The organism is Halorientalis persicus (assembly GCF_900110215.1).
Taxonomy (GTDB): Archaea; Halobacteriota; Halobacteria; order Halobacteriales; family Haloarculaceae; genus Halorientalis; species Halorientalis persica.
On sequence record NZ_FOCX01000014.1, the window covers coordinates 60,321 to 83,826 of the forward strand.

Here is a 23,506-nt window from a genome sequence, read left to right on the forward strand (position 1 = left end):
TTATACAGACCCGTGACAAATACGCGAGGTATGCCAACCCGTTTCACCGTGGTCTGTGACGACGACCTCGCGAGCGAGGTCGAGTCGCTGGCCCACGAGTACGACCTCACCGAGGAGGAAGTACTCACGCAGTTGATCGACCTGGGGTTGGACGAGGCCCACCGGACGCGAAACCGGCACTAGGCCGGGTTCTTCCGGGTGAGATCGCTCCCGCAGACGGGACAGCGGTCGTGGTCGTCGTCGAATTCGCGGCCACAGCCGCTACACTGGAACCGCCAGTCCCGTTGCTCGGAGATTCCGTCCCGAGCGATGACCTCGACGGCCACGTCGAGTTTCTCCGCGACGTTTTGCATCGCGTAGTCGTCGGTGACGAGGGTCCCGTCGAGTTCGAAGGCGGCGGCGACCAGCCGAACGTCCGTCCGGGAGAGTTCGTCGAAGTCGCCGGTCTCGCGGGCGGCCCGCTCGATCCGCTCGACGGTCTCTTCCTCGGGGATGTGGATGTGCATTCCGGAGCCCTCCAGCGCGTCGAACCGATAGGCACTCTCGCCTTCGAGTTCCTCCTGGACCATCGGGATCGACGCCTTGCGCTCCTGGGTGTGGTACTCGTTGATGAACGCCGACGAGTCGAGAATATACATCGAAAAAGAGTCCGGATTATCGGTCGACGATCATGTGGTCCTTGACGGCCTGGACGCGGGGGACCGGAACCAGCAGGCGGCCGCGTTCGTCGGTGGGGAACTCCGATTCCCGGAGCATCTCGTCGGGTTCGACGACGAGGTTCTCCAGGCGGCCCGATTTGGCGTCCATCGTGATGTTGTACAGCATTCCCAGTTCTTTGCCGTCCGAACCCATGACGGCCTTCCCCGAGAGATTCTCCGCGAGTATCTCTGCCATACACGGCGTACTGTATTCCACTTACATAAACGCCACGGGGACGTGTGACGCGGGTCTGACGCCGACGAACCGGCCAGTTCCGTAACTGCGGCGAGGACCGAAAAGGAGAAACTTAAATGGGCTGGCCGGTTGGTATCGCGTACGGATTCTCGAGGGTGATGTGCCAATGTCTGACTCTACAGAAGCCGACGCCGACGCCGATGAGGCGGCCACGCTCCGGACCCCCATCGTCGCGGTCCTCGGCCACGTCGACCACGGAAAGACCACGCTACTTGACAAGATTCGCGGTTCCGCGGTGAGCGAGGGTGAGGCGGGTGCGATCACCCAGCACATCGGCGCGACGGCCGTGCCGCTCTCGACCATCTCGGAGATGGCCGGCGAACTCGTCGACCCCACGGACTTCGACCTGCCCGGCCTGCTGTACATCGACACGCCCGGCCACCACTCGTTCTCGACGCTGCGCTCCCGGGGCGGCGCACTCGCCGACATCGCCGTCCTCGTCGTCGACGTGAACGACGGCTTCCAGCCCCAGACCGAGGAGGCCGTCGACATCCTCAAGCGGACCCAGACCCCCTTCATCGTCGCCGCCAACAAGGTCGACACCGTCCCGGGCTGGAACCCCAACGAGGGCGTCCCGATCCAGGAGAGCATGGAACAGCAGTCCGAACGTGTCCAGGGCGACCTGAACGAACGCCTCTACGGCATCATCGGCGAACTCTCCGATCACGACTTCGCCGCCGACATGTACTGGCGGGTCCAGAACTTCCAGAACAACGTCGGCGTCGTCCCCGTCTCCGCGATGACCGGCGAGGGCGTCCCCGACCTGCTGACCGTGTTGATGGGCCTGTCCCAGCGGTACATGAAAGACGAGATGCAGATCGACGTGGAAGGCCCTGGGGCCGGCACCGTGCTGGAGGTCAAGGAGGCACAGGGCTTCGGGACGACCGTCGACGCGGTGCTGTACGACGGCACCATCCGCGAGGACGACGAGATCGTCGTCGGCGGCCTCGAAGCGCCCATCACCACCGACGTGCGCGCACTGCTCCAGCCCAAACCGCTGGAGGAGATCCGGACCGATCAGGCCTTCGAGAAGGTGCCCGAGGTCTCGGCCGCGGCCGGGGTGAAGATCGCCGCGCCCGACCTCGACGACGCGATGGCCGGCGCACCCATCCGGGTCGTCCGGAATCGGGACCGCGGACGCGTCATCGCCGACGTGGAGGAAGAACTGGCCGAGATCGAGGTCACCACCGAAGAGCAGGGTGTCGTCGTCAAGGCCGACACGCTGGGGAGTCTGGAGGCCATCGCCTCCACCCTCGACGAGGTCGACATCCCCATCGTCCGCGCGGAGGTCGGCGACGTGGCACCCCGGGACGTGCGGGTCGCCGAGACCGCCGAGGAAGAGAAACACGAGGTCCTGCTCGCGTTCTCCGTCGACGTGCTGGACGACGCCAAGCGCCTGGCCGAACAGGAGGGCGTCCGCATCTTCGAACACGACGTGATCTACCGGCTCGTCGAGGAGTACGAGGAGTACGTCGAGGAGATGGAACGCGCCCAGCAGACCCAGGTGCTGGAGAACATCACCCGTCCCGCACGCTTCCAGATCCTGCAGGACCACACCTTCCGGCAGAACGACCCCGCCGTCGTCGGCGTGGAGGTGCTGACCGGCACGGTCAAGCGCAACTCCAACGTCGCGAAGTTCGAGGACGGCGAGTTCAAGCGCGTCGGCCAGCTCAAGTCCATCCAGGACGCCGGCGAGGACATCGACGAGGCCCGGATGGGCGATCAGGTCGCCGTCTCCATCGACGGCCCGACCGTCGGCCGCGGCATCAAGGAAGGCGACGAACTCTGGGTCTACCTCCCCGAAAAACACGCCAAGATCCTCGAACAGGAACTGACCGACGAGATCCCCGGCGACGAACGCGAAGCGCTCAACCAGTACCTCGAAAAGCAGCGCAACCGGGACCCCTTCTGGGGCAAGTAGTCAGTCGCGGTCGTCGGTCTCACCCTCGTCGCGTGCGGTTCCCAGTCTCGCCGTCACCAGCGCGTCGACGTTATAGAAGAGGATACCCACCGAGACCAGCGTCGTCAGCAGGTAGACGATGAAGCCGGGCGGCCCGCCGAGCGTCGTCCCGACGGCGGCCCCGGCGGTTCCCGCAAGCGTCAGTTCGAGCCAGGTGACAAGCACCCGGGACCCGAGTTTGGCGTCTGTCATCAGTAGGACTCCTCCGGTTCGATCTCGCCGCTGAACGTCGAGTACAGCACCGCGAAGTAGACGAAGATCAGCGGGAGCAGGACGGCCGCGCCGACGGACATGAGGTTCAGCGGGAGCGTCGAGACGATCGCCTCCGAGACCGTGGTCCCGGCCGCCCGGTCGACGTATGGATAGGTCAGCCGTGCGACGACCGCGACCAGCGCGAACACCATGCCCGCGGCCGCGGCGAACGCCACGTAGTAGCGGTCCCGGACGGTCGCGAGCGCGTACACGGCCGCGAGGACGAGCGTCAGCCCGACGAGCGCGAGCGCGACCGGCGAGAGCAGGGCGGTCCGGACCGCGGGGACGGTCGCGTAGATCGTCCCCAGCGCGGCCACGACCAGCAGGAGGTACCCGGCCAGCGCGTAGAGGCTGTCCCGGCGCAGGTCGGCCCGCAGGTCGCCACGGGTCTTGAGCCGGAGGAACGCCGCCCCGTCGACGACCGTGAGCGCGACGACCGCGAGGCCGACGACGATTCCCGGGATCGTCAGCGTCCCGCTCGCGCCCAGCACCCAGTTGGCCACGAACACCCCCAGCAGGAACGGCGCGGCGAGGCTCCCGGCGACGAACGACCGACCCCACCACCGCTGCCAGGTCTCGTCGTGGCGTTGCTCGTACATCTCCGGGGCCAGCCCGCGGAGGATCAGGGCCCCCAGAATGGCGAACATCAGGAGGTAATGGCGGCTGAACAGGGCGGCGTAGACGGAGGGGAAGGCGGCGAACAGCGCCCCGCCGAAGACGACCAGCCACACCTCGTTGCCGTCCCAGAACGGGCCGATAGCCGCGATCAGTTGCTCGCGCTCCGCGTCGTCCTCGCGGGTGGCAAAGAGTGCGCCGACGCCGAAGTCGAACCCGTCGAGAAAGAGGAAGGTCCCGAGGATGAAAAACAGGAGACCGAACCACAGCTCCGCGAGCGGCAGGCCGAAGACGGGATCGGCAGCCAGCGACAGCGGCTCAATCATCGCCGGCCACCCCCTCGGCCGACGGGCCCTCGCGCTCGACGACGCGCAACTCCTCGCCGGTCGGCGGGCCGCCACGAATGATCCGGACGACGACGTAGGTGTACAGGGCCAGCAACCCGAGATAGACCAGCGCGAACCCGAGGAGGGTCGTGGTCGCCTCCGCCCCGGTGAGTCCGGGAGAGACGCCGTCGGTGGTCTTCAGGACGCCCTGGATCACCCACGGCTGACGGCCGACCTCGGTGACGATCCACCCGAGTTCGACGGCGACGATGCCCAGAAGCGTCGAGAGCATCAGCGACTTGTGGAGCAGGTCGTCTTCGAGCAGTTCGCCGCGCCACCAGCGGTAGACGCCCCAGAAGCCCAGCAGGATGAACCAGAAGCCAAGCGCCACCATCAGTCGGAACGACCAGAACACGATGGCGACAGGTGGAGCCTCCCCGTACTCGTTCAAGCCGACGATGGTGGCCTGTGGATCACCCCCACTGGCCAGCCACGACGCGCCGCCAGGGATGCCGATGCCGAATATCTCTTTGGCCTTCGGATCGGCCAGATCGGCCAGACTCGTCGGGAACGCCACGATGTACTCGGGAACGTAGGAGTCGGTCTCCCAGACGGCCTCCATCGCGGCGAACTTCTGGGGCTGGGTCTCGTAGACGTGGCGGGCGTAGAGGTCACCGTGGATCGCCTGCAGGGGCGCGGTGATCACGAGCGCGATCAGCGCGATCTTCAGCGTCGTCTCCCAGAAGTCGACGTTCTCGATCGGGTACTCCCAGACGTGGTGCCGGAAGACGAAGTACGCACCCAGTCCGGCCATGAACAGCGCGACCGACAGTACGGCCGCGTTCTGCATATGGACGAACATATACGGGAACCGCGGGTTGAGGTAGGCCGCCATCGGATCTGTCAGCGTCACGATCTCGCGGCCACCCTTCTCGACCAGTTCGAAGCCCTGCGGAGTCTGCATCCAGGAGTTGGCGATCAGGATCCACACGGCCGACAGCCAGGTCCCGAGCCCGACTGCGACCGCCGAGACGAAGTAGAGTTTGTCCCCGACGCGGTCGCGACCGAACACGAACACACCGAGGAACGTCGCCTCCAGCATGAACGCCATCATCCCCTCCAGGGCGAGGGGCCCGCCGAACAGTTCGCCGGCCACCGTCGAGAACGCCGCGAAGTTCGTCCCGAACTCGAACTCCAGTACGATCCCCGTCACGGTCCCGACGACGAAGCTAATGGCGAAGATCTTCGTCCAGAACCGACGGAGTTGCTCGTAGATGGGCTCCCCGCTGCGGATCTCTTTCCAGGTGAAATAGACGAGGAAGGGCGCGAGCCCCATGCTCATCACCGGGAAGATGATGTGGACGATGGTCGTGAGGGCGAACTGGAGTCGACTGGCGATGACTGGGTCGAACATAGTTGGGGGTGTCGAAGCCAGAGGCGGCAGTAGTGTATTTTAAGTACACGTCTGACCCTCCTAATACACTCCAGTTTTCTTGTACCCGTAGAACGCCCGATTGATTTTTATTCACCCACACACAATTGCCCACTTTCGAACACAGCGGTCGTCGTTGCGCGAGTAATAATATTTAATTAGCGCGAGACAGACAGTGTCGGGTGGAGGCAATCATCTCGGAGGACCCGCTGGGATCGGTGTCACGGCCCGATCTCGTGTTGTCCGCGATTCCCGGGCCAGTGGCGCTGGCGGCGGTGCTGGGTGTGTTACTCGGTATCCCGCTGTCGCTGGCGCTGGCCGTCGGGAGTCTGCCCAGCAGTGCCGTCGTCGGGTACGCGCTGTTCTATCGCCCGCCGGTCGACAGCGAGGACGTAACGAGCGAAACACACAGTACCGCAGAACGAAGCCGGTAGTTACTGCGCCGTCGGGGAGTGGTCGGTTCCCATCGCCTGTTTCATCTGGAGGGCGGCGCTGGCCGCGAGTCCCTGGGCCAGATCCGTCTGTTCGTCCTCGCCGATGCGGAGGTCGGCGTCGTCTTCGGGCGTGTAGCCCGCGCTGACGGCAGAGCCGACGGGCGGTTGGACGGCGACAGTCGCGCGCGGCCCGTTGGCTCCCTGGGCGAGTTCGAGACCGACGGCGAACTCGTCGGGGAGGAGGTCGCGGGTCTGGGCGGCGACGTTGGCGAGATCGCGGCGCAGATGGCGACGCTGCTCGGCGGTGAGCCGTGGCGCGGCACCGTCGTCGTCTGCACCCGCGAACGGAGTGTTCCCGTACATTGATCCCCTGATAGGTGCGACCCACGTAAAAATCCGCCGGCTACCGCAGGAGTGACCGGCTCTCCCCGTAGGCCGCGATCACCAGCGCCGTCGTGTACGCGTCGGGATCGGGCTCGGCGTCGACGACGAGCGAATCTTCCTCGACGAACGCCCAGTCCCGGAGGTCCTTGCCTGCCGCCAGGCCGTCCTCGATCCGCTCGCGGACGACCGCCCCGCTCTCGCCGTCGGCCTCGTAGAAGATGCCCCGCCCGGACTCGCTTCGCGCCCAGCCGATGCCGGCCGCGCCCGCCTCGCCCGGCGGCGCGGTGTGGCATCCCTGGACGACCGTCAGCCCGTCGCCGACCGCACCCAGGTCCGGGGCTTCGCCGACCGCTTCGAGTTGGGCCTCCGCCGGAATCACGGAGGATACCTGGATCAGGTTGAAGTTGTGGACGTTGGCCTCGGCCAGGGCCGCGTCGTAGGCGGCCGTGGGCGTCGGGCCCGTCGCAGTGGCCCACACGAGCCGAATCACGCTCATATCAGATCAAGACGGATGGGACGGGTGAGTGTTTCGAACCCACCTTTTTCCCGCTCGGGTGCGCTTCGCGCACCACTCGCGGCAAAAACGTGGGCGAAAAAGGCCGCGCCCTCACTGTATTCGGGCGCGGTGAACCGCTCGCTTCGCTCGCGGATGCTTGTGTATAGAGTAGTTAATGAACACGTTGTATGATCTTGATCGAATCAGCCGACACAATGTGAATGTCCAGTCCATGGACACCCTGTCTGAATTTGTCGGTCTGTCGCTCTGAGGTGCCCGATTCAAGCGAAACTATCGTCTCTAATTCCAGTGCATCACTATCTGTATCGCTCGGGCGAGGAAGGGCGTTAGAATAGTCCACTGATTCATTCGGCTGGAGGGTGAAATCTTTCTCAAATACCGTTTCCGCGTTCAATCGTTGGACCGTGACAGAGACGGTGTGTTGCGCTGAGTCTTCGTTCCAGATATTAACATTTGGACGGTGATGTTGGAGCAACGAACAACCCGTTAACAGGAGAGTCGTACCACAGCACACAGCACCAACCCCGGAACGGAGGAATGTACGCCGAGAAGTCTCCTTCATATAACCGCCTCATATTATGATAGGAATTCAATAAATGTCTTCTGTAGATCAAAAAGTATGCGGGCACTGTGTGTCGGCTATTGCACACAATTCTCGCCGTAACTAGCATCCGCCGAGCGCCGAAGGCGCGAGGCGGTTCACTCCGAGCGAGCGCGTGCGCTCGCTCGGAGCGGTTTTTCGCGCACGTTTTTGCAAGGGGGGTGCGCCGGTGGCGCACCCCCTGCAGTAAAAAGGTGCTAGGCCAGGAAAACGTGCCGCGGCCGGTCGGCCAGCACGTCCTGCCCCCACGAGACGGTCTCGGAGAACTCTTCGGAGCGGAAGAATGCCATGGCGTCGTCCTGAGAGTCCCACTGGCTGGCGATGAACATGTCGTTCTCGTCCTCGCGGTTGACCAGCAGGGCCGTCTCGCGGTGGCCGTCCATGTCGGCGAGCAGTTCACCCACGTCGTCGAACCGCTCGGTGAACTCCTCGCGGTAGTCGGGCTTGACGGTGTAGAACATGCCCATCGTTCCGAAGCCCTCGCCCTCGCCGGCGCGGCCGACGACCTCGGGCAGGTCCGAGAGGAAGCCGGCGGCCTTCTCGGCGGCCTTCTCGGTCTCCCAGAGGGAGACGACGGCCGAGCGGTCGCTGTCCTCGGCCCGGGTGTCGTACACGGCGGTCTTCACGTGGCTGTCGTAGTGATCGAAGCTCTCCCGGAGGTCGTCGACCTCCTCGAAGAGGGTGTCGGCGTCGGCCTCGGAGTACAGCACCAGCGCGAACACGTCCTCGCCGCGGGGCTGGCCCGCGTAGATGTCTTCCTCGGCCAGCTGGCCGCGAATCTCGTCGTCGGTGCCGGCCGCCTCGGGTTCGCCGTCGTCCTGTTCGCCGAGCGGGCCACGATACCCCTCGACGATGCCGTCGAGGTCGTTCAGGAACCCAGCGGCGGTGTCGGCGGCGCTTTCGGTCTCCCAGACGCTGGCGATGGCCGCCCGGCCCTCGTTGGCGCGGACGGTCGTCAGGACGTGGGTATCGTAGTGGTCGAAGTTGCTCCGGAGGCCGTCGACCTCGTCGGCCAGGTCGCTCGCGTCGGCCTCGGAGTAGAAGACCAGCCCGTAGGTGCCCTCGTCGTAGTCCTGCCCGGGGAACAGGCCGAGGTTGGCGAGTTTGCCTTCGAGTTCGTCGTCTGCATCGAGGTCGGCGTCACCCGGGTCGGGGCGGCCACCCGAGGAACTGCTGGGGTGCTCACTGCTGTCGTCGTCCGAGGCCGGCGGGTGGTCGTCGGCGTCGGTCTGCCCGTGTGCGTTGCCGTGGTCGTCCCCGCCGTGGCCGTCCGTGTCGCCGTGGGGGTGGCCCTCGCCGTGCGGTGACGCGCTCGCGTCGGCGGCCTCGCCGTCGGTCGGGACGGGCTCGCCGGCGAGCAGGGCCTCGAGGTCTTCGGGCGGGAAGCGCTTGCCGAAGTAGAAGGGGCCGAAGTCGGCGAACTTCGAGCTGGAGGGGTCGAAGCGCATCTCGTTGAGCAGGTCCTTGATGTCGGTCGGGTCGTCGGCCCACAGCGTGATCCCCCACTCGTAGTCGTCGAGGCCGACGCTGGAGGCGATCATCTGGTTGACCTTGCCGCCGTAACTGCGACCGATGTCGCCGTGGCGGTCCATGTGTTCGGCCCGCTCGTCGAAGGGCAGGTCGTACCAGTTCTGCTCGGGCTGGCGGCGCTTGCTCATCGGGTAGAAACAGACGTGGCCGTCGTCGGGGATCTCGGGGTGGAGTCGCTGCTGGATGTACTGGGCCAGCCCGGAGTCGTCGTCGACCTCGCCCTCGAAGTAGTCGCGGGCGCGTTCGGTGTACCCCGAGGCTTCGGTCACCGAGAGGTACGAGGTGGGCTGTTCGGTGAACTCCGCGAGGGCGGTCTGCTCGAACCGACGCTCGGCGGCTTCGAGGTGGCCCACCGTCTGGCGCAAGTGGACGATCATGAGGTCGGCCTTGTGGCCGACGACGGTGAACACGGCCGTCTGGCCGCCACCGAACTCCCCGGGATCGGACACGTCCGCCAGTGCGGCGTGGGACTGGAGGTACTCGACGCCCTCCGCGATAGCCCGCTGGCGACGGCGGTCGGGGGCTTCGCGCCAGGCGTCCCAGTCGATGGTTCGGAAGTCGTGCAGTGCGTACCATCCCTCTTCCGTCGGCGGCGGGTCGCGCTGTTCCATACGCGCCCGTTAGGACGGCTCCGTAAGGAGGTTTCCGTTCTCCGGTCAGCCGGCGAACAGTCGCGGCCCGAAGATCATCAGGAACAGGCCCGCGATCATCAGGAGGCTGATCGAGACGGTGACCGTCGTCGTCAGCCGGCGACCGCCCTCCACGGGGAGCCGGGAGATGACCGCCTCCGAACCGGTCCGGAGGATGTGCCCGCCGTCGAGCGGGAAGGTCGGGACGAGGTTGAACATCCCGAGCTGGAGGTTGACCCAGGCGGTCCAGAACATCAGATTGGCCAGGATCAACACGCCGCTACCCAGTCCGCCGAGCAATCCAGTCGCCGTGTAGAAGTTGGCTACCTCGGGGACGAACCCGGCGAAGTTGTAGCCGATCTGTGGCTGGAGGACGCCGATGAAGGGCAGAATCAACACCATGAACACGCGGCCGAGCACGGATCCGTCGGTCAGGCCGCCGAACGCGTCCGAGTCACCCTGTAGCAGGCCGAGGAAGTCCTCGGCGGGGTAGGTCTTGATCCCGAAGTCGTTGACGACCAGGCCGCTCACGCCGCGTGCGGGCGCGACGCCGACGAATCCACCCTGGCCGTTCGGGTGGGGATCGAGGGTGACGTTGTAGACGTTCCGCTCGAAGTCGCCGTTCTGGAGGACATATGCCTCGACGGGGACCGTCGTCCCGGGTTGTTCGTCGCGGAGTGCGTCGCTCAGCGTCCCGGGGTCGATCACCCGTTCGCCGGCGATTGCGGTGACGATCATGTACCGGTCGGTCGGTGCCGTCGTGTTCCCGAGCGGCCCGTCCTCGAAGACGCGAAGCACGAACGCGCCGGTCGGGAACGTCGCCGTGCCGTTCTCGGTCTCGACCTCGGCGACGGTGTGGTTCGTGACCGCTCGCTCGAACCCGCGTTCGGTGCTAACCGCCGTCCCGTTGACCGCGACGACGTCGGTCGGATTGGTCGCACTCCAGTTGATCCCGCTCTCCGTTCCCCGTCCGTCGATCACTTGCGGGATCGACGCCGTGATCGTCGGCTCTCGGGTCACCTGGATCGTCCGATCGCCGCCGTTGAGTTCGACCGCCACTTGCTGACCCGAGGTGTTTCGGAGGACGGTTTCGAGTTGCCCGGGTTCGGTGACCGTGGTCCCGTTGACGGCCGTGATGAGGTCGCCGCGATCGATGCCCGCCTCCTCGGCTGTCGAACCGGGCAGAGACTGCCCGACCGGCGTGCCGTCGGCGACTGCGATCGAGCCGACGATGGGGCCGAACAGCAAGGCGAAGGCGAGCACGGTGATCGCGAAGTTGTTCATCACGCCGGCCGAGAACATCCGAGTCTGGGAGCCGCGGTCGGCCTCGTTCCGGCTCTCCTCGTCGGGTTCGACGAACGCCCCGACGGGGATGAAGGCGAAGAAGGCGAGTCCCATCGAGTCGATGTCGATATTCTCGACCCGGCAGAGCAGGCCGTGGCCGCCCTCGTGAACGACGAGTCCGACCAATAGGCCGAAGACGATGCCGGGGGCCGCCGACAGCGGGAGGAACTCGTTGACACCGGGAATCACGAGGACGTTCTGGGGGTTGCGGACTTCGGAGGGCGTCGCTTCGGGCGAGAGGATGCTCCCGGCGGCGGCCGTCAACACGACGACCAGCATCGCGCCCATCGTCACCAGGGCGATCCCGACACCGAAGTTGCCGTACGCGCGCCAGAACCGCTTCGGGCCGGCGAGCCAGTTCAGGAAGGCTCGCCCGCGCTTGGTGTGGACGGTCGTGATCGGCCCCGACACGCGGATGTAACTCGGGAGCCACCCCTGGGTCCGCAACGCCATCATCGCCAGGGTGTAGAGGAGGATCCCGGCGAGTACCCACAACAACAGGTCTGCCATCGCTCCGACTGAGGGGCCTGTCGGTCAAGAGGGTTTGGTTCGGCACACGGCACGCGAGACTGCGGGACGGGCGCTCAGGCCTCTCGGCGCAACCGATCGAGGACGAACGCCTCGTCCAGCGCCGCGAGGAACGGGCCGAGGCGGGGCCCCTGATCCGTGTCGAGGAACAGCCGATAGCCCGCACTGAAGAAGTCGCTCACCTCGATCTCGTGGCGCTTGGCCGCCTCGTAGATCTCGCCCTGGATCTCCTCGCCGTCGTCGGTGGTCTCGACGAAGTCCGCCAGGTCGTCCAGCGCGGCGGCGGTGGCCTCGTCGAAGTCCACGTCGGGCAGGTCCTCGGCCAGACGATAGTTGTACTCGTTGTCGGTCCGCTCGGCCCAGGCGCGGGCCTGTTCGACGCGAGCGAGCGCGCCGTGGACCTGCTCGGGCGTCGCGTCCTCGGGAAGGTGCCCTTCCCGGCGGGCCATCGTCTCCCGCAGTTCCAGGTCGTCGGTCATCCCCAGCACCGCGGCGAACGTGTAGGGAATCCGGACGGGCTGTTGCTGGGACACCGAGTCCACGATCTTCGGATAGGCCCGCTCGACGAGTTCCGCCTCGGTCTCGTCCCGTGGCTCGGCGTCGCCGAAGTAGACCCGCTCGAACCGGTCGAACTCGTCGACCAGCTGGTCGAGCGTCTCGACGCTGAAATCCCGTTGCTTGCGAGGGTTCTTCACGAAGAAGTAGCGGAACACTTCGGGTTCGAGCAGTTCCAGCACCTCCGCGACGGTGACGACGTTGCCCGACGAGGAAGAGAGCGCCTCGCCGTTCAGCGTGAACCACTCGTAGACCATCGGCACCGGCGGGGCAACGTCGAGCAGGTTCCGGGCGATGTCCTCGCCGCTGGGCCAGGAGCCCTCGGCGTGGTCCTTCCCGAACGGCTCGAAATCGACCCCGAGGATGTCCCACTGTGCGGGCCACTCGAACCGCCACGGGAGCTTGCCCTCCCGAAGCGTGGCGGTTCCCTCGTGCCCACACCCCTGGATGGTGCGGTCGCCGGCCTCCAGATCCGTACAGGTGTACTCGACTTCGCCAGCGTCGAGGTCGACGCTCGTGACCTCGCCCGTCAGCTTCCCACACTCGGTACACTGGGGCGTGAAGGGAGTGTACTCGTCGTCGACGCTGTCCTGATACTCGCTCAGGAGGTCGCGGGCCTCGTCGGCCCGGGAGAGGAGATCGCGGGTCACGGGTTCGAATTCGCCCGCCTCGTAGAGCTCCGTGTTCGAGACGAACTCGATGGGCACGTCCACGAGGTCGGCCGCGTCGAGGAGGAGATTCGTGAAGTGTGCGCCGTACGAATCACAGCAGCCGAACGGATCGGGAATGTCGGTGTAGGGCTTGCCGAGGTTCTGGCCGACCGCGGCGGAGTCGACGGCGTCGTCGCCGAAGTCCACGATAGTCCACTCCAGATCGGCGAGCGTCCGGGGAATCTTCCGGAGCGGATCCTTATCGTCGGTGGTGAACACCTGCCGGACCTCCCGGCCCCGATCCCGGAGAGCCTCGGCCACGAAGTAGCTCCGCAGGATCTCGTTGAAGTGGCCGATGTGGGGCACCCCGGAGGGGGAGACGCCGCCCTTGATGACGATGGGATCGTCGGGTTCGGTTTCGAGGATTGCGTCCGCGACGGCGTCGGCCCAGAAGGCCCGCTGGTCGCTCGTCCCGACGGCGTAGGGATCGTAAATCGCGTCCTCGTCCAGGTCCACGTCGATCTCCGGAACCTCGCCGGTCACGCCCCATCACCCGGGACGATCTCGGTCCCGTCGTGGTCGTCGTCGATGATCGCGCGCTCGACGGCCGCCGGTTCGGTGCCGTCAAGCACGACGGCCCGGAGGTTCGCCCGCTGGATGACCTTCGCGGCCAGCAGGTCGACTGGGGCGTTGCTCCCGGCGGCCATCTCGATGTCGGCGATCACGTCCACGAGGTCGGTGGGCGACAGTTCCGTGTACTTCGTCGCGTCGTCGTGTTCGTTCGGATCGGCGCTGAACACGCCCGGGACGCTCGTGGCGTACACCAGCAGGTCGGCGTTGACGTACTCCGCGAGGGCGGCGCTGACGGCGTCGGTGGTCTGAGCGGCTGCGACCCCGCCCATCACGGGTACGTCGCCGCGGTGGAAGGCCGCGCCGGCGTCCTCGTAGGTTTCGGGGGGTGTCGGGGCGGCCGCCTCACCGAGAGCGGCAATGAGCAGGCGGGCGTTCAGGCGCGTGACGCCGATCCCCAGCTGGTCGAGTTGCATCTCGTTGGCCCCGAGTTCACGGGCCGAGGCGATGTAGTCACGGGCGACCGTGCCACCGCCGACGACGACGCCGACGCGGTGGCCCGCCGCGAGCAGCGACTCGACGACGTTCGCGTAGGCGCGTACCCGCTCGGGATCGAGATCCGGTGCGAGAACACTCCCGCCGATGGAGACGACGACTTTCATTACAACCGCGTTGCCCTGTTGCCGGCTTAAGGGTTGTCAAGCGGGGAGGCGGAGGCAGAGTCTGTGTCCGCCGCCGGCGACGGGTCGTCGGTCCGAGCGGACCGGAGCCACAGTCTGACGACGGTCAGCCCGTCGTGTCTGTCGTATTCGAGGCGACCGCCGCAGATCTCGGTCACCCAGCGGACGAGCCACAGCCCGATGCCGCGACCGTGCTGGAGTTTGGTGATGTCACTGTCCTCGAACACCGGGGCCCGCACGTTCTCCGGGATGCCCGCGCCGTCGTCGATCACTTCGACGGCGACCCGATCACCCCGGGGGCGGACGGACAGGTCCACCGAGTCGCCGCCGTGGGTGGCGGCGTTGTCGAGCAGGGCCCCGAGAGCGGCCCGGAGTTGCGGGACGGCGACGACGGATTGTGTGTCGGGAGTCGACACCTGCACCGTCGTGTCCGGATAGCTGTGCGCCAGCGTGGCGGCGACCCTGCGGCAGAGTTCCGCCACGTCCATCGGTTCGGGGTCGTGTTCGTCGAGCAGAATTCGTTCGACGGTCCGGGCCTCCTCGCCGACGCTGGCGAGGCGCTCGGCCCGATCGACGATCGTCTCTGCGAGTGCGACGGTTTCCTCGTCCGTCGCCCGGTCTGCCACCTGGGTCGCCGTCCCCATAATGACCTGTAGATCGGTTCGGAGGTCGTGTCTGAGCAACCGGTGGACGACCTGGATATGGCGTTCGTACCGGCGCTGATCGCTCAGGTCGGTGTAGATGGCGAAGGCGTACTGTCCACCGTCCCGGTCGTACGGGATACCACGGTAGAGGAACTCGCGGGGCCCCTGGGCCGTCATCCTGGTTACCAGTTCGGTGTTTGGCTTGTTCGCTGCGGTCCGTCGGTCGAACCGCGTCGCCTCTTCGACGCGGTCCTCGGGAACGATGAAGTCGTTGAGCGACTCGCCGCGGATCCGGTCGCGGTCGTACCCGAACACGGTCTCGAACGCGGGGTTGACTGTTCGTACGATGGGGGCGTCGTCGCGGAGCTCGATCTCGACGACGGGGTCGCCGATGAGCGTGAACAGGTGTCCGAATCGATCTTCCGGAGTCGTCACGGTCATGATGGGACGGTGTCGAGACCAGGGAGTGACACGTCGGCGCCGTCCCCGCCGGTCGGCGAGGTACGGACCTGGAGGCGACGCTCGCCGGCCGAACGGGACAACTCGAACACCTGATCGGCCGCACCGGCGTAGAACGCGCCGAACGTGTCGTCGACGGTCCCGTCGTCGACCACGTTCAGGACCGTATCGCGGGCATCGAAGACGCCGGCATCGTTCTCGTAGCGAGCCTCACGGGCCCGCTGTTCACCCAGCGTCCGGATCTCCGCCGCGACGTTGCCCACGACGAGGAGCGGTGCGTCGCGGCGCTGGACCGTCGTCTCGTTGACCGACGACAGCGACGACGCGGAGAGATCGAACACGTTGCGTCGCGAGCGCCAGTCGTCGAACGCGTCGAGGACGAACAGCCGGTCGGTTTCGAGTGCGGTTCGAGGCCGACGTTCGAGCGACTCGGCCAGCGTCGCCTCGTCGAGGCCGGGCGGCGGCGTGAGCGAGACGGCGAGCCCGGCGTCGAGTGCCGCCGAACACAGCCGCGCGACCAGATCGGCGACCGCACCCTCGTCGTACCGGAGGACGATGCGGCCGCCACGGACGAGCCCGTCGACGCGCTCGTCGAGTTCGGGGATGCCGGTCGGTACCGTCTCGACGGTGTCAGGAGCGAGCGGCGGGACGGCGTCGCCGATGGCCTCGGAGATTTCACCGAGCATCGCGGTCTGTTCGGTGCGAGCCTCGCGGATGCTGGCGAGTTCGTCTTCGATCACGTCGGTTCGCTCGGCGGCTCGCTCACATCGGTCGGCGACGCTCTCGCTGACTCGTGCCTGTTCGTCGGTCGTCGCCGACATGGCGGCCACGTCGTCCGACGTCGTCTCGATAGTCTCGGCCACGTCGGCCAGACTGTGGGTCGCCCGTTCGATTTCGCGTGCGCTCGCGGCGATCTCGTCGATGGCCTCGTCGAGGCGGGAGACGGTCGCGTCGGTCGCCTCGCGGACTTCGGTCAACGTCGTGGCGATGTCGTCGGAGAGTTGCTGGGACTCGGCGGCCAGTCCCTTGATCTCGTCGGCGACGACGGCGAACCCGTCGCTGTCGCCGTCGGTCCGTGCCGCCTCGATGGAGGCGTTCAGCGCCAGAATGTTCGTCTGGTCCGCGACGTCGTCGATGTTTCCCAGCGCACTCTCGATACTGTCGATGTGTTGTTGGAGCCGCTCCATCTCCTCGGAGACGGCGGCACTCGTCTCCCGGACCGACTCCATCCGTTCCATCGCACCGGTAGCGGCGGCACGCCCCTCGCTCACCGCTTCGGCCGCGTGCGTGGTCCGCTCGTCGATCTCCTGGGAGCTCGCGGCCATCTCCTCGATCGTCGCACTCAGATCCGAGACGTCCGCGAGAACCGACCGCATCTCCTCGGACTGGGTGACCATCCTGTCGTCGATATCGCTCAAGCCGTCGTCGACGGAGACTGACGCCGTCCGAACCACTTTCAGCGCCCCTCGCGCATTCACGAGCGCGCGACGCTCCGGGTCGGCGATGTCAGTCGCCCGTTCGGTCACGCCGAACCAGCCCCCGGTAGAGAGATATTTAGAATATCAACTAATACTTCGCTAGCCAACGTACTTCGGTTCCAATTCTCGATATTCATAATACGAATGTAGTGGGAGAGTGACGTGGATTAAGTATTGGGTATATTTTCATTTAACGGCCTTAATGATCGCAGACCGGGCGGGCGAGCCGCGGCGTCTCACTCGGTCCCGAAGGCCTATGCGCCGTGCGGCCCGATCAGGCAGTATGCAAGTACTCGGGGTCGTCGGGCCCTCGGACTCGGGGAAGACGACGCTGGTCGAACGGCTCGCCGACCGACTGGCCGAGCGCGGCCGCGTGGCGACCGTCAAACATCTCACGCACGCGCCCGACATCGACACCGACGGGAAAGACACCGCCCGCCACCGCGCGGCCGGCGCGACGACGACCTACGGCCTCACCGACGACGAGGGGTGGTTCGCCACGGGCGAGGACCGCACGCTCGACGACGCGCTGGACGCCCTCGCCACCGATTACGACTACGCCATCGTCGAGGGGTTCAGCGACGCCACGATCCCGCAGGTCGTTCTTGGCGATCGTGAACACGCCGGACCGGAACTGGCCGCCGCGCCGAGCGCCGACGACGTGGACGTCGACGCCGTGCTCGATGCGCTGGCCGGGATCGAACCACGTGAGACGCTCGAATCGCTGGTCGCGCGGGTCAAAGCCTCCCCGCGAGCCGAACGCGCGGGAGCCATCGCTACCTTCACCGGGCGCGTCCGCGCGAAGGACGCCCCCGACGACGACCCGACGGAGTACCTGGCCTTCGAGAAGTACGAGGACGTTGCCGACGACCGGATGGAGGCCATCGAGTCGGAACTGGCGGACCGCGAAGGCGTCCTCGACGTGCTCCTCCACCACCGCACCGGCGTCATCGAGTACGGCGAAGACATCGTGTTCGTCGTCGTGCTGGCGGGCCACCGCCGTGAGGCCTTCCGGACCGTCGAGGACGGCATCGACCGCCTCAAAGACGAGGTGCCACTGTTCAAGAAAGAGGTCACCGTCGACGACGAATTCTGGGTCCACGAGCGGGAGTGACCACCGGCCACGGCTCGCGCGTGCGCTGCCCCTCCCCAGCCCGAGTCACGACGGTAGCGGCAACATCAGCCGCCAGCACGGTGCTGTGAGACGTCCGTCAGACAGGCATCGAAGCGGGCGTCGGTGAGCGCTCAGACGTATTCTAAAGCAGTTATAAAATATTTCGACCTCTCTCGAAACGTCCTGAAAGGCGCGTTTCACACCGGTTTACGAGCGAACAAACGCAAAGCGTCGCTAAAACCGCCGAAGTGATGCGAAGGTTCCTCCCTTTATATGGGGTCGTGGTCGGAAGGAGGAAATGAGGTGTCAAAGATGAGCGCAACCACACAGCCCTCCACGACGAACGACGACGAGACCGCGAGCAAGGAAGAGCGGCTCAAGGCCTTCCTCGCACAGAAGGCCGAAGACGGCGAGCTGTACTTCAAGAGCAAGTTCATCGCGGACGAAGTCGGACTGTCGCCCAAGGAAATCGGTGCGCTGATGGTGAAGCTGAAAGACTCCGCCAGCGACCTGAAGATCGAGAAGTGGTCGTACACGAGCGCGACGACCTGGCGCATCGAATCCGCCTGATCGGACACCACGCCCGCCCGACGCCCCGCCACAGAACCGCCTGCCGGTCGTTCGACGCCCTGCGAACGCCTGGCAGGACGCCGGCACGAGGTTTTTACAGTACCGACCCGTAACCAGTGATCGATGGCGGCTGCCCGGACGCCGGGGGACGGCCCGCCCATAGAGGAGTTCGCGTCGGTCTTTCGCGTCCACGAGGTCCGAACCGACGGCGACAGGCTCCTCTACGTCGGCCGTCCGACCGTCTCCGCCGACGCCCTGGAACGCGAGGTCCACCCCCTGTTTCGCGAGTACGGGTACGAGATCTCCCTGCGACGACACCAGCCAGCCGGCCCGACGGGGCCGGGTACGTACGCGCTGGTCGCCGAACCCCAGACGGTCGGCGTCGACGGGATTCCCTGGACGAACGTCGCGCTCGCGCTGGCCACAGTGGCGACCACGCTGTTCGTCGGGTCGCTGTGGTACCAGGGCAACGTCTTCGCCGACCCCGCCTCCGCGCTCCGTGCCTGGCCCTTCACCGCCGCCGTTCTGGGCGTGATCGGAACACACGAACTCGGCCACTACGTCATGAGCCGTTACCACCGCGTGGATGCGAGCCTGCCTTACTTCATCCCCGTCCCCATCCCACCGTTCGGCACGATGGGCGCGGTCATCCGCATGAAAGGCCGGATTCCGGACCGGGAAGCACTGTTCGACATCGGGATCGCCGGCCCGCTGGCGGGACTGGCCGCCACCGTCGCTGTCACCGTAATCGGGCTCCACCTCCCACCGGTCACCAACCCCTTCGGCGTCCAGTTCAACCACCCGCTCCTGCTAGAGGCCGTCGCGGCCGTGACCGGCCAGCAACTCGTCTACGAGGACCCTCGGTTGATCTTCAACCCCGTCGTCTTCGGCGGCTGGCTCGGGGCCTTCCTGACGTTCCTGAATCTGCTTCCGGTTGGGCAACTCGACGGCGGCCACGTCGTCCGCGCGATGTTCGGCGAGCGTACCGAGACCATCGGTGCCGCGGTGCCGGCGGCACTGTTCGGGCTCGGCGCGTTCCAGTTGCTCGCCCGGAGCGGCGAGGTGACGCTGGTCTGGTTCCTCTGGGGGACGCTCGCACTGGGGCTTGCTTACGCCGGGCCGACGACCCCGATCAGCGACGAGGGGCTCGATGGCAGGCGGTTCGCGCTTGGAGCCATCACGTTCCTGATCGGGCTAGCCTGTTTTACCCCAGTCCCCGTCACGACCTGACCCCTACTCCTCGCCGTGCGTGTAGCCGCGATCGGGGAGATCCACACCGTCGAGCGTGACCGCGGACCCATCGGTGACGGTCCCGATCCGGGTGATCGGTACGCCACACACGTCCCGGAGCCCCGGCAGACTGTCGGCTGGCGTGGTGAACACGAGCTCGAAGTCCTCCCCGAAGAACAGGCCGAGTTCGCGGCGGTCGGCGGGGTCGTCGGTCACGTCGTCGACGGCGTCGTCGATGGGCAGGGGTGTCTCGACGGCGAACCCACAGTCGCTGGCCTCGCTGAGCTGGTGGAGCGACCGGGCCAGCCCGTCGCTGGAATCGATCATCGCGGTCGCCGACGAGGAGATCGCCAGTCCGGGGACGACCCGCGGCGTGAACCGGAAGAGGTCGTTGGCCCACTCGTGGTCGCCCCGCTCGAACAGGCGGACAGCGGCCCCGCTCCGGCCGAGCGTGCCCGTCACACAGAGGGCGTCACCAGGTTCGGCACCGGACCGCCGAACGGGGTCGGTCGTCGCCCCGAGTGCAGTGGTGGCGACGGTGAACTCCTCGTGGTCGTCGAGGTCACCGCCGACGTACTCGGCCTCGACGTAGGCGCACACGTCCTGTGCGCCGCGTACGAAGGTGCGCAACTCGTCGGAATCGAAGGCGGGGGCGGCGTAGACGGCGACGGCGGCGGTGGCTTCGGCACCCATCGCGGCCACGTCTGACAGCGACGCGCCGACGGCCCGCCAGCCGGCGGTGTACCTGGTCGTACCGGCGGGGAAGTCCGTGGTTTCGTGGAGCATATCCGTCGTGAGGACCTGCTCGCCGACGACGGCCGCGTCGTCGCCCGCGGCGGGGAGACCGTCGGCCAGCAGGGCCAGCGCCGCCCGCTCGTCCATAGGTGGTCATCACACCCGCTCGTTAAGAAAACCACCCTCTCGGTCCCGGAGCGATGGATCGGGAGCGCGGCGTGACGGGACGCTAACGATGCGCTTTTATGACGCCACGCGGAACGGAGATGCAATGACGACGCTCTACGACGTGCCCGCCGAGGATCTCATCGAGGCGGTCGCCGAGAAGCTCGCCGAGGAAGAGGCAGTCACAGAACCCGACTGGGCCCGCTACACCAAGACCGGTACCGGACGCGAACTCCCGCCCGAGCAGGAGGACTTCTGGCAGCGCCGCGCCGCCAGCCTGCTCCGGAAGGTCGCCGTCGACGGCCCCGTCGGCGTCGAGCGCCTCAGCACCGAGTACGGCAGTTCCAAGCAGGGCTCGACCCGCTACCGGGTCCGGCCGCCGAACAGCACGGACGGCTCCGGGAAGGTCATCCGGACCGCGCTCCAGCAGCTCGAAGACGCCGGCTACATCGAGATCGCACAGGGCGAAGGCCGCAAGGTCGCCCCCGACGGCAAGAGCCTGCTCGACGACACTGCGGGCGAGGTCCTGCAGGATCTGGACCGCCCGGAACTCGAACGCTACGCGTAACCCGATCTTCTCAGTTTTCTCTCGGCGGGTAGCGGTTGCTGTGGCGGTCGCGGGGCAGTAGCGGGTGACGGTCGCGGGGCAGTAGCGGGTGGCGGTCGCGGGGCAACTAGCATCCGGCGGCCTCTGGCCGCCGGTTCCTCGCGAGCGCGACCGGCGGTCGCGCTCGCGCCCTTTTTTGGTCCAGCTTTTTTCAAGAAGTGGTGGCGCGCGGAGCGCGCCACCCGCCGCAGAAAAAAGGTGGTCCGTTAGGGTTTTGCGGCTGACCGAGCAAGTGTCGGGTAGTCATGAGTGGCGAGCCCGACGACGAGGAACTCGAACGGTTGCGACAGGAGAAAATGGAGAAGCTGCGCGAGCAGCAACAGGGACAGGGCGGCGGTGAGGCCCAGGAGGCCCAGCGCCAGCAGGCCGAAGCCCAGAAGAAGGCCCTGCTGCGCCAGCACCTGACCGACGGGGCACGCAAGCGGTTGAACACGGTGAAGATGTCGAAGCCACAGTTCGGCGAGCAGGTCGAGAAACAGGTCATCGCGCTGGCCCGGAGCGGGCGCATCCAGGGCAAGATCGACGAGGAGAAGATGAAAGATCTCCTCAGCGAGCTGAAACCCGACTCGAAGAGTTTCGACATCGAACGCCGGTAGATGGACGTCGGTGTCCTCTACAGCGGCGGCAAAGACTCGACGCTGGCCGCCCTCGTGCTGGACCCGTTCTACGAGGTGACCCTCGTCGCGGCGACGTTCGGGATCACCGACGCCGCCGACCACGCCCGTGTGGCAGCCGAGGCGGTGGGATTTCCACTGGAAACGGTCGAGCTAGACGAGTCGGTGGCTCGCGATGCCGCCGCACAGATGGTCGAGGACGGCTTTCCGCGCAACGGGATCCAGCAGGTCCACGATCACGTCCTCGAGGTCGTGGCGGCGGAGTCTTTCTCGGCGGTCGCGGACGGGACGCGCCGTGACGACCGGGTACCGACGGTCTCGCGGGCGCAGGCGCAGAGCCTCGAAGATCGTCACGGCGTCGACTACGTCGCGCCGCTGTCGGGCTTTGGCCGCGGCGCGGTCGACGACCTCGTGGACGCGCAACTGGTCGTCGAGGAAGGGCCGAGCGAACAGATCCAGAAGGGTGACTACGAGGCGGAGTTGCGGGCGCTGATCCGCGAAGAATTCGAGGACGGGGCCGTCGAGGACGTGTTTCCCGCGCACGACCAGACGCGGGTGGTTGGACTTCGAGACAGCGACTGAGCGGACGAATTCTCAGGATTCGACTAGATCACCGGTGTCAGCCGGTACGAGCGCGAATCCGAGCGTTCTGAAATCGCTGTCGAATCCGAAAATGCGTTCGACGCTACGGTTTTCGGCGAGCACGCCGGTCAAGTGATCGACCAGTGTGATTTCCTGATCGGCGTAACGATCAGTTGCCTTTCGTGCAGCTTCAAGCGTGGATTCGTCCGGGTGAACGACAGTAAAAAGCGAAGAATCGTACACACTGTTCAGGACGGCTGGGACCTGTTCAGGACCGCTGTTGTGGAGGACCAACGTCGCGAGTTCCGATAGCACAAACGTACTGACGTAGAGCGGTCGATAGACGAGATCTCCAGCCACGATGTTCTCGAACACGTAGACTGCGTCGTCGTGGTGTTGGTCGTCAGTATCAAACCTGGCGTACAGTGCGCCAGTGTCGACGAACAAGGGTGTCGCTCCCGGACCGCTCATTCGTCGGGATCAGTTTCGGCCTCGTCTGCAATCGTCGCGTCGATGGATTCAGAACCGTCCCCTCGCCCGCTCGCGAACGTTGGAGCTTGCAGGAACGGGTCTTCTGCACCGGTCGCCAATTCTTGATTATCGGCGATGGCCCGGTCCAGTGCCGCCAGTGCCTTCCGGCGTGTTTCGGCCCGTCGAGAGACACCGCGGTCTTCGTCAGTCGCGACCCACGACCCGTCCTCGTAGGTCAGCGAGATGTCCGTACTCGCTGGGTCGTTCGTTCCGGTACTCATCAGGCGACAGTCGTCGCTCCAGCGAAATAGGTCTTGCTTCGCTGAACGCGGGTGGTGGGACTTCGAGAGACAGGTTGACCAGAAGACATATTCCAGCCCGTCGGGCAGGGGTCCTATGGTCAATCGCCGGACTGTACTGGGGGGCATCGCCGGGGCCGCGTCGCTGGCCGGGTGTATTCTGCCGACGCCCGAAGACGAGGACCTAGTGCTCCGAAACGAGGACGAATCCAACCATCGGGTCGCTGTCGAGTGTACGAAATCCGAGGAGACGGGTGAGTGTTACAAATTCGAGGGTCCAGTCACCGAGTCCCTCGGCCCCGGCGAATCCAGCCAGGCGGAAGAGGTGTTCTCGGTCACTGACTACAACTACTACCTGTTGCTGTCGGTCGCAGTCGACGGGACGGTCGTGACCGAGACGAGGACTGACCCGACCTCGGGGGGAGTCCGGGTCGTCGTCGACGGCCCGCAGGAGGTCCACGTTTCTCCGAGTCATCCGGTCACGATATCGAGAACCCCGAACGGGACTGTCATGAACGGGACCGACGAGGCCAATACGACGGACGTGAGTCTCGAAACGTCCGACCGCCGGTAACGG

26 protein-coding genes are annotated in these 23,506 nt (G+C 66.1%); 10 read left to right on the forward strand and 16 right to left on the reverse strand.

From position 1 onward, the window contains the following. Window positions 1-30: 30 nt before the first annotated feature. On the forward strand, window positions 31-183 hold the full coding sequence (locus BMX17_RS15055) for a CopG family transcriptional regulator (RefSeq protein ID WP_092661527.1): 153 nt from the start codon (window positions 31-33) through the stop codon (window positions 181-183). Here BMX17_RS15055 and BMX17_RS15060 read toward each other — a convergent pair. Together BMX17_RS15060 and BMX17_RS15065 are read right to left on the reverse strand one after the other, a co-directional pair. Continuing rightward, the gene (locus BMX17_RS15060; protein WP_092661529.1) at window positions 180-638 is read right to left on the reverse strand and encodes an NOB1 family endonuclease; all 459 of its coding nucleotides are present in this window, start codon (window positions 636-638) and stop codon (window positions 180-182) included. The two genes, BMX17_RS15055 and BMX17_RS15060, sit on opposite strands and share 4 nt — an antisense overlap. A 16-nt stretch (window positions 639-654) precedes the next feature. Then, on the reverse strand, window positions 655-894 hold the full coding sequence (locus BMX17_RS15065) for a PRC-barrel domain-containing protein (RefSeq protein WP_092661531.1): 240 nt from the start codon (window positions 892-894) through the stop codon (window positions 655-657). 166 nt (window positions 895-1,060) lie between these two features. Between BMX17_RS15065 and infB the strand changes: the two genes are divergently transcribed. After that, window positions 1,061-2,875, forward strand: coding sequence for a translation initiation factor IF-2 (gene infB, locus BMX17_RS15070; protein WP_092661533.1), 1,815 nt, complete (start codon window positions 1,061-1,063; stop codon window positions 2,873-2,875). On the opposite strand, the gene BMX17_RS15075 is transcribed toward infB, so the two are convergent. The 3 genes from BMX17_RS15075 to BMX17_RS15085 are packed head-to-tail and all read right to left on the reverse strand — an operon-like array spanning window position 2,876 to window position 5,521. Further along, window positions 2,876-3,106 (reverse strand): hypothetical protein, encoded by a 231-nt coding sequence (locus BMX17_RS15075; RefSeq protein ID WP_092661535.1) that lies wholly within the window; start codon window positions 3,104-3,106, stop codon window positions 2,876-2,878. Continuing rightward, complete coding sequence (gene cydB / locus BMX17_RS15080; protein ID WP_092661537.1) at window positions 3,106-4,107, reverse strand: cytochrome d ubiquinol oxidase subunit II; 1,002 nt, start codon at window positions 4,105-4,107, stop codon at window positions 3,106-3,108. Before cydB ends, BMX17_RS15075 begins: the two co-directional genes overlap by 1 nt. Further along, entirely contained in the window at window positions 4,100-5,521 is a 1,422-nt protein-coding gene (locus tag BMX17_RS15085; protein WP_092661539.1) for a cytochrome ubiquinol oxidase subunit I, read from the reverse strand. Before BMX17_RS15085 ends, cydB begins: the two co-directional genes overlap by 8 nt. Window positions 5,522-5,721: 200 nt before the next feature. Here BMX17_RS15085 and BMX17_RS15090 point away from each other — a divergent pair, with 200 nt between their 5' ends. After that, window positions 5,722-5,973 (forward strand): DUF8015 family protein, encoded by a 252-nt coding sequence (locus BMX17_RS15090; protein WP_244515020.1) that lies wholly within the window; start codon window positions 5,722-5,724, stop codon window positions 5,971-5,973. Here the strand turns inward: BMX17_RS15090 and BMX17_RS15095 are convergent, their stop codons facing one another. The 8 genes from BMX17_RS15095 to BMX17_RS15130 form a co-directional block, all read right to left on the reverse strand. Next, window positions 5,974-6,336 (reverse strand): DUF5811 family protein, encoded by a 363-nt coding sequence (locus tag BMX17_RS15095; protein ID WP_092661541.1) that lies wholly within the window; start codon window positions 6,334-6,336, stop codon window positions 5,974-5,976. Window positions 6,337-6,376: 40 nt separating this feature from the next. Beyond that, window positions 6,377-6,853: a pyruvoyl-dependent arginine decarboxylase gene (locus tag BMX17_RS15100; RefSeq protein ID WP_092661543.1), complete on the reverse strand. Its 477-nt coding sequence runs from the start codon at window positions 6,851-6,853 to the stop codon at window positions 6,377-6,379. A gap of 819 nt (window positions 6,854-7,672) precedes the next feature. Next, on the reverse strand, window positions 7,673-9,616 hold the full coding sequence (locus BMX17_RS15105; protein WP_092661545.1) for a heme-binding protein: 1,944 nt from the start codon (window positions 9,614-9,616) through the stop codon (window positions 7,673-7,675). A 45-nt stretch (window positions 9,617-9,661) separates the two neighbouring features. Next, window positions 9,662-11,488 carry a site-2 protease family protein gene (locus BMX17_RS15110; RefSeq protein WP_092661547.1) on the reverse strand — a complete coding sequence of 609 codons (1,827 nt, stop codon included), beginning with the start codon at window positions 11,486-11,488 and terminating at the stop codon, window positions 9,662-9,664. A gap of 74 nt (window positions 11,489-11,562) precedes the next feature. Next, entirely contained in the window at window positions 11,563-13,206 is a 1,644-nt protein-coding gene (gene lysS / locus BMX17_RS15115; RefSeq protein ID WP_092661603.1) for a lysine--tRNA ligase, read from the reverse strand. 44 nt (window positions 13,207-13,250) lie between these two features. Continuing rightward, entirely contained in the window at window positions 13,251-13,943 is a 693-nt protein-coding gene (pyrH, locus tag BMX17_RS15120; protein WP_092661549.1) for a UMP kinase, read from the reverse strand. Between the two features lie 26 nt (window positions 13,944-13,969). Further along, window positions 13,970-15,046 carry an ATP-binding protein gene (locus BMX17_RS15125; RefSeq protein WP_092661551.1) on the reverse strand — a complete coding sequence of 359 codons (1,077 nt, stop codon included), beginning with the start codon at window positions 15,044-15,046 and terminating at the stop codon, window positions 13,970-13,972. Continuing rightward, a complete protein-coding gene (locus tag BMX17_RS15130; protein ID WP_092661553.1) occupies window positions 15,043-16,590 on the reverse strand; it encodes a methyl-accepting chemotaxis protein in 1,548 nt (515 codons plus the stop codon). Before BMX17_RS15130 ends, BMX17_RS15125 begins: the two co-directional genes overlap by 4 nt. Before the next feature lie 235 nt (window positions 16,591-16,825). On the opposite strand from BMX17_RS15130, the gene BMX17_RS15135 reads away from it, so the two are divergent. From BMX17_RS15135 to BMX17_RS15145, 3 genes are all read left to right on the forward strand, one after another. Beyond that, complete coding sequence (locus tag BMX17_RS15135; RefSeq protein ID WP_092661555.1) at window positions 16,826-17,656, forward strand: molybdopterin synthase; 831 nt, start codon at window positions 16,826-16,828, stop codon at window positions 17,654-17,656. Between the two features lie 312 nt (window positions 17,657-17,968). Continuing rightward, window positions 17,969-18,226, forward strand: a complete 258-nt coding sequence (locus tag BMX17_RS15140) for a DUF7123 family protein (protein WP_092661557.1) — start codon at window positions 17,969-17,971, stop codon at window positions 18,224-18,226. Between the two features lie 123 nt (window positions 18,227-18,349). Further along, window positions 18,350-19,456 carry a site-2 protease family protein gene (locus BMX17_RS15145; protein ID WP_092661559.1) on the forward strand — a complete coding sequence of 369 codons (1,107 nt, stop codon included), beginning with the start codon at window positions 18,350-18,352 and terminating at the stop codon, window positions 19,454-19,456. A 3-nt stretch (window positions 19,457-19,459) separates the two neighbouring features. On the opposite strand, the gene thiL is transcribed toward BMX17_RS15145, so the two are convergent. Next, window positions 19,460-20,338 carry a thiamine-phosphate kinase gene (gene thiL, locus BMX17_RS15150; protein ID WP_092661561.1) on the reverse strand — a complete coding sequence of 293 codons (879 nt, stop codon included), beginning with the start codon at window positions 20,336-20,338 and terminating at the stop codon, window positions 19,460-19,462. 124 nt (window positions 20,339-20,462) lie between these two features. On the opposite strand from thiL, the gene BMX17_RS15155 reads away from it, so the two are divergent. The 3 genes from BMX17_RS15155 (at window position 20,463) to BMX17_RS15165 (ending at window position 22,159) form a co-directional block, all read left to right on the forward strand. Then, on the forward strand, window positions 20,463-20,924 hold the full coding sequence (locus BMX17_RS15155; protein ID WP_092661563.1) for a 30S ribosomal protein S19e: 462 nt from the start codon (window positions 20,463-20,465) through the stop codon (window positions 20,922-20,924). 284 nt (window positions 20,925-21,208) lie between these two features. Further along, window positions 21,209-21,559 carry a DNA-binding protein gene (locus BMX17_RS15160; RefSeq protein ID WP_092661566.1) on the forward strand — a complete coding sequence of 117 codons (351 nt, stop codon included), beginning with the start codon at window positions 21,209-21,211 and terminating at the stop codon, window positions 21,557-21,559. Beyond that, window positions 21,560-22,159 (forward strand): DUF7411 family protein, encoded by a 600-nt coding sequence (locus BMX17_RS15165; RefSeq protein ID WP_092661568.1) that lies wholly within the window; start codon window positions 21,560-21,562, stop codon window positions 22,157-22,159. Window positions 22,160-22,171: 12 nt separating this feature from the next. Here the strand turns inward: BMX17_RS15165 and BMX17_RS15170 are convergent, their stop codons facing one another. Beyond that, entirely contained in the window at window positions 22,172-22,630 is a 459-nt protein-coding gene (locus tag BMX17_RS15170) for a type II toxin-antitoxin system VapC family toxin (RefSeq protein ID WP_092661570.1), read from the reverse strand. Next, entirely contained in the window at window positions 22,627-22,911 is a 285-nt protein-coding gene (locus BMX17_RS15175; RefSeq protein ID WP_092661572.1) for a type II toxin-antitoxin system HicB family antitoxin, read from the reverse strand. Before BMX17_RS15175 ends, BMX17_RS15170 begins: the two co-directional genes overlap by 4 nt. 115 nt (window positions 22,912-23,026) lie before the next feature. On the opposite strand from BMX17_RS15175, the gene BMX17_RS15180 reads away from it, so the two are divergent. Next, on the forward strand, window positions 23,027-23,503 hold the full coding sequence (locus BMX17_RS15180; protein ID WP_092661574.1) for a hypothetical protein: 477 nt from the start codon (window positions 23,027-23,029) through the stop codon (window positions 23,501-23,503). Window positions 23,504-23,506 lie beyond the last annotated feature (3 nt).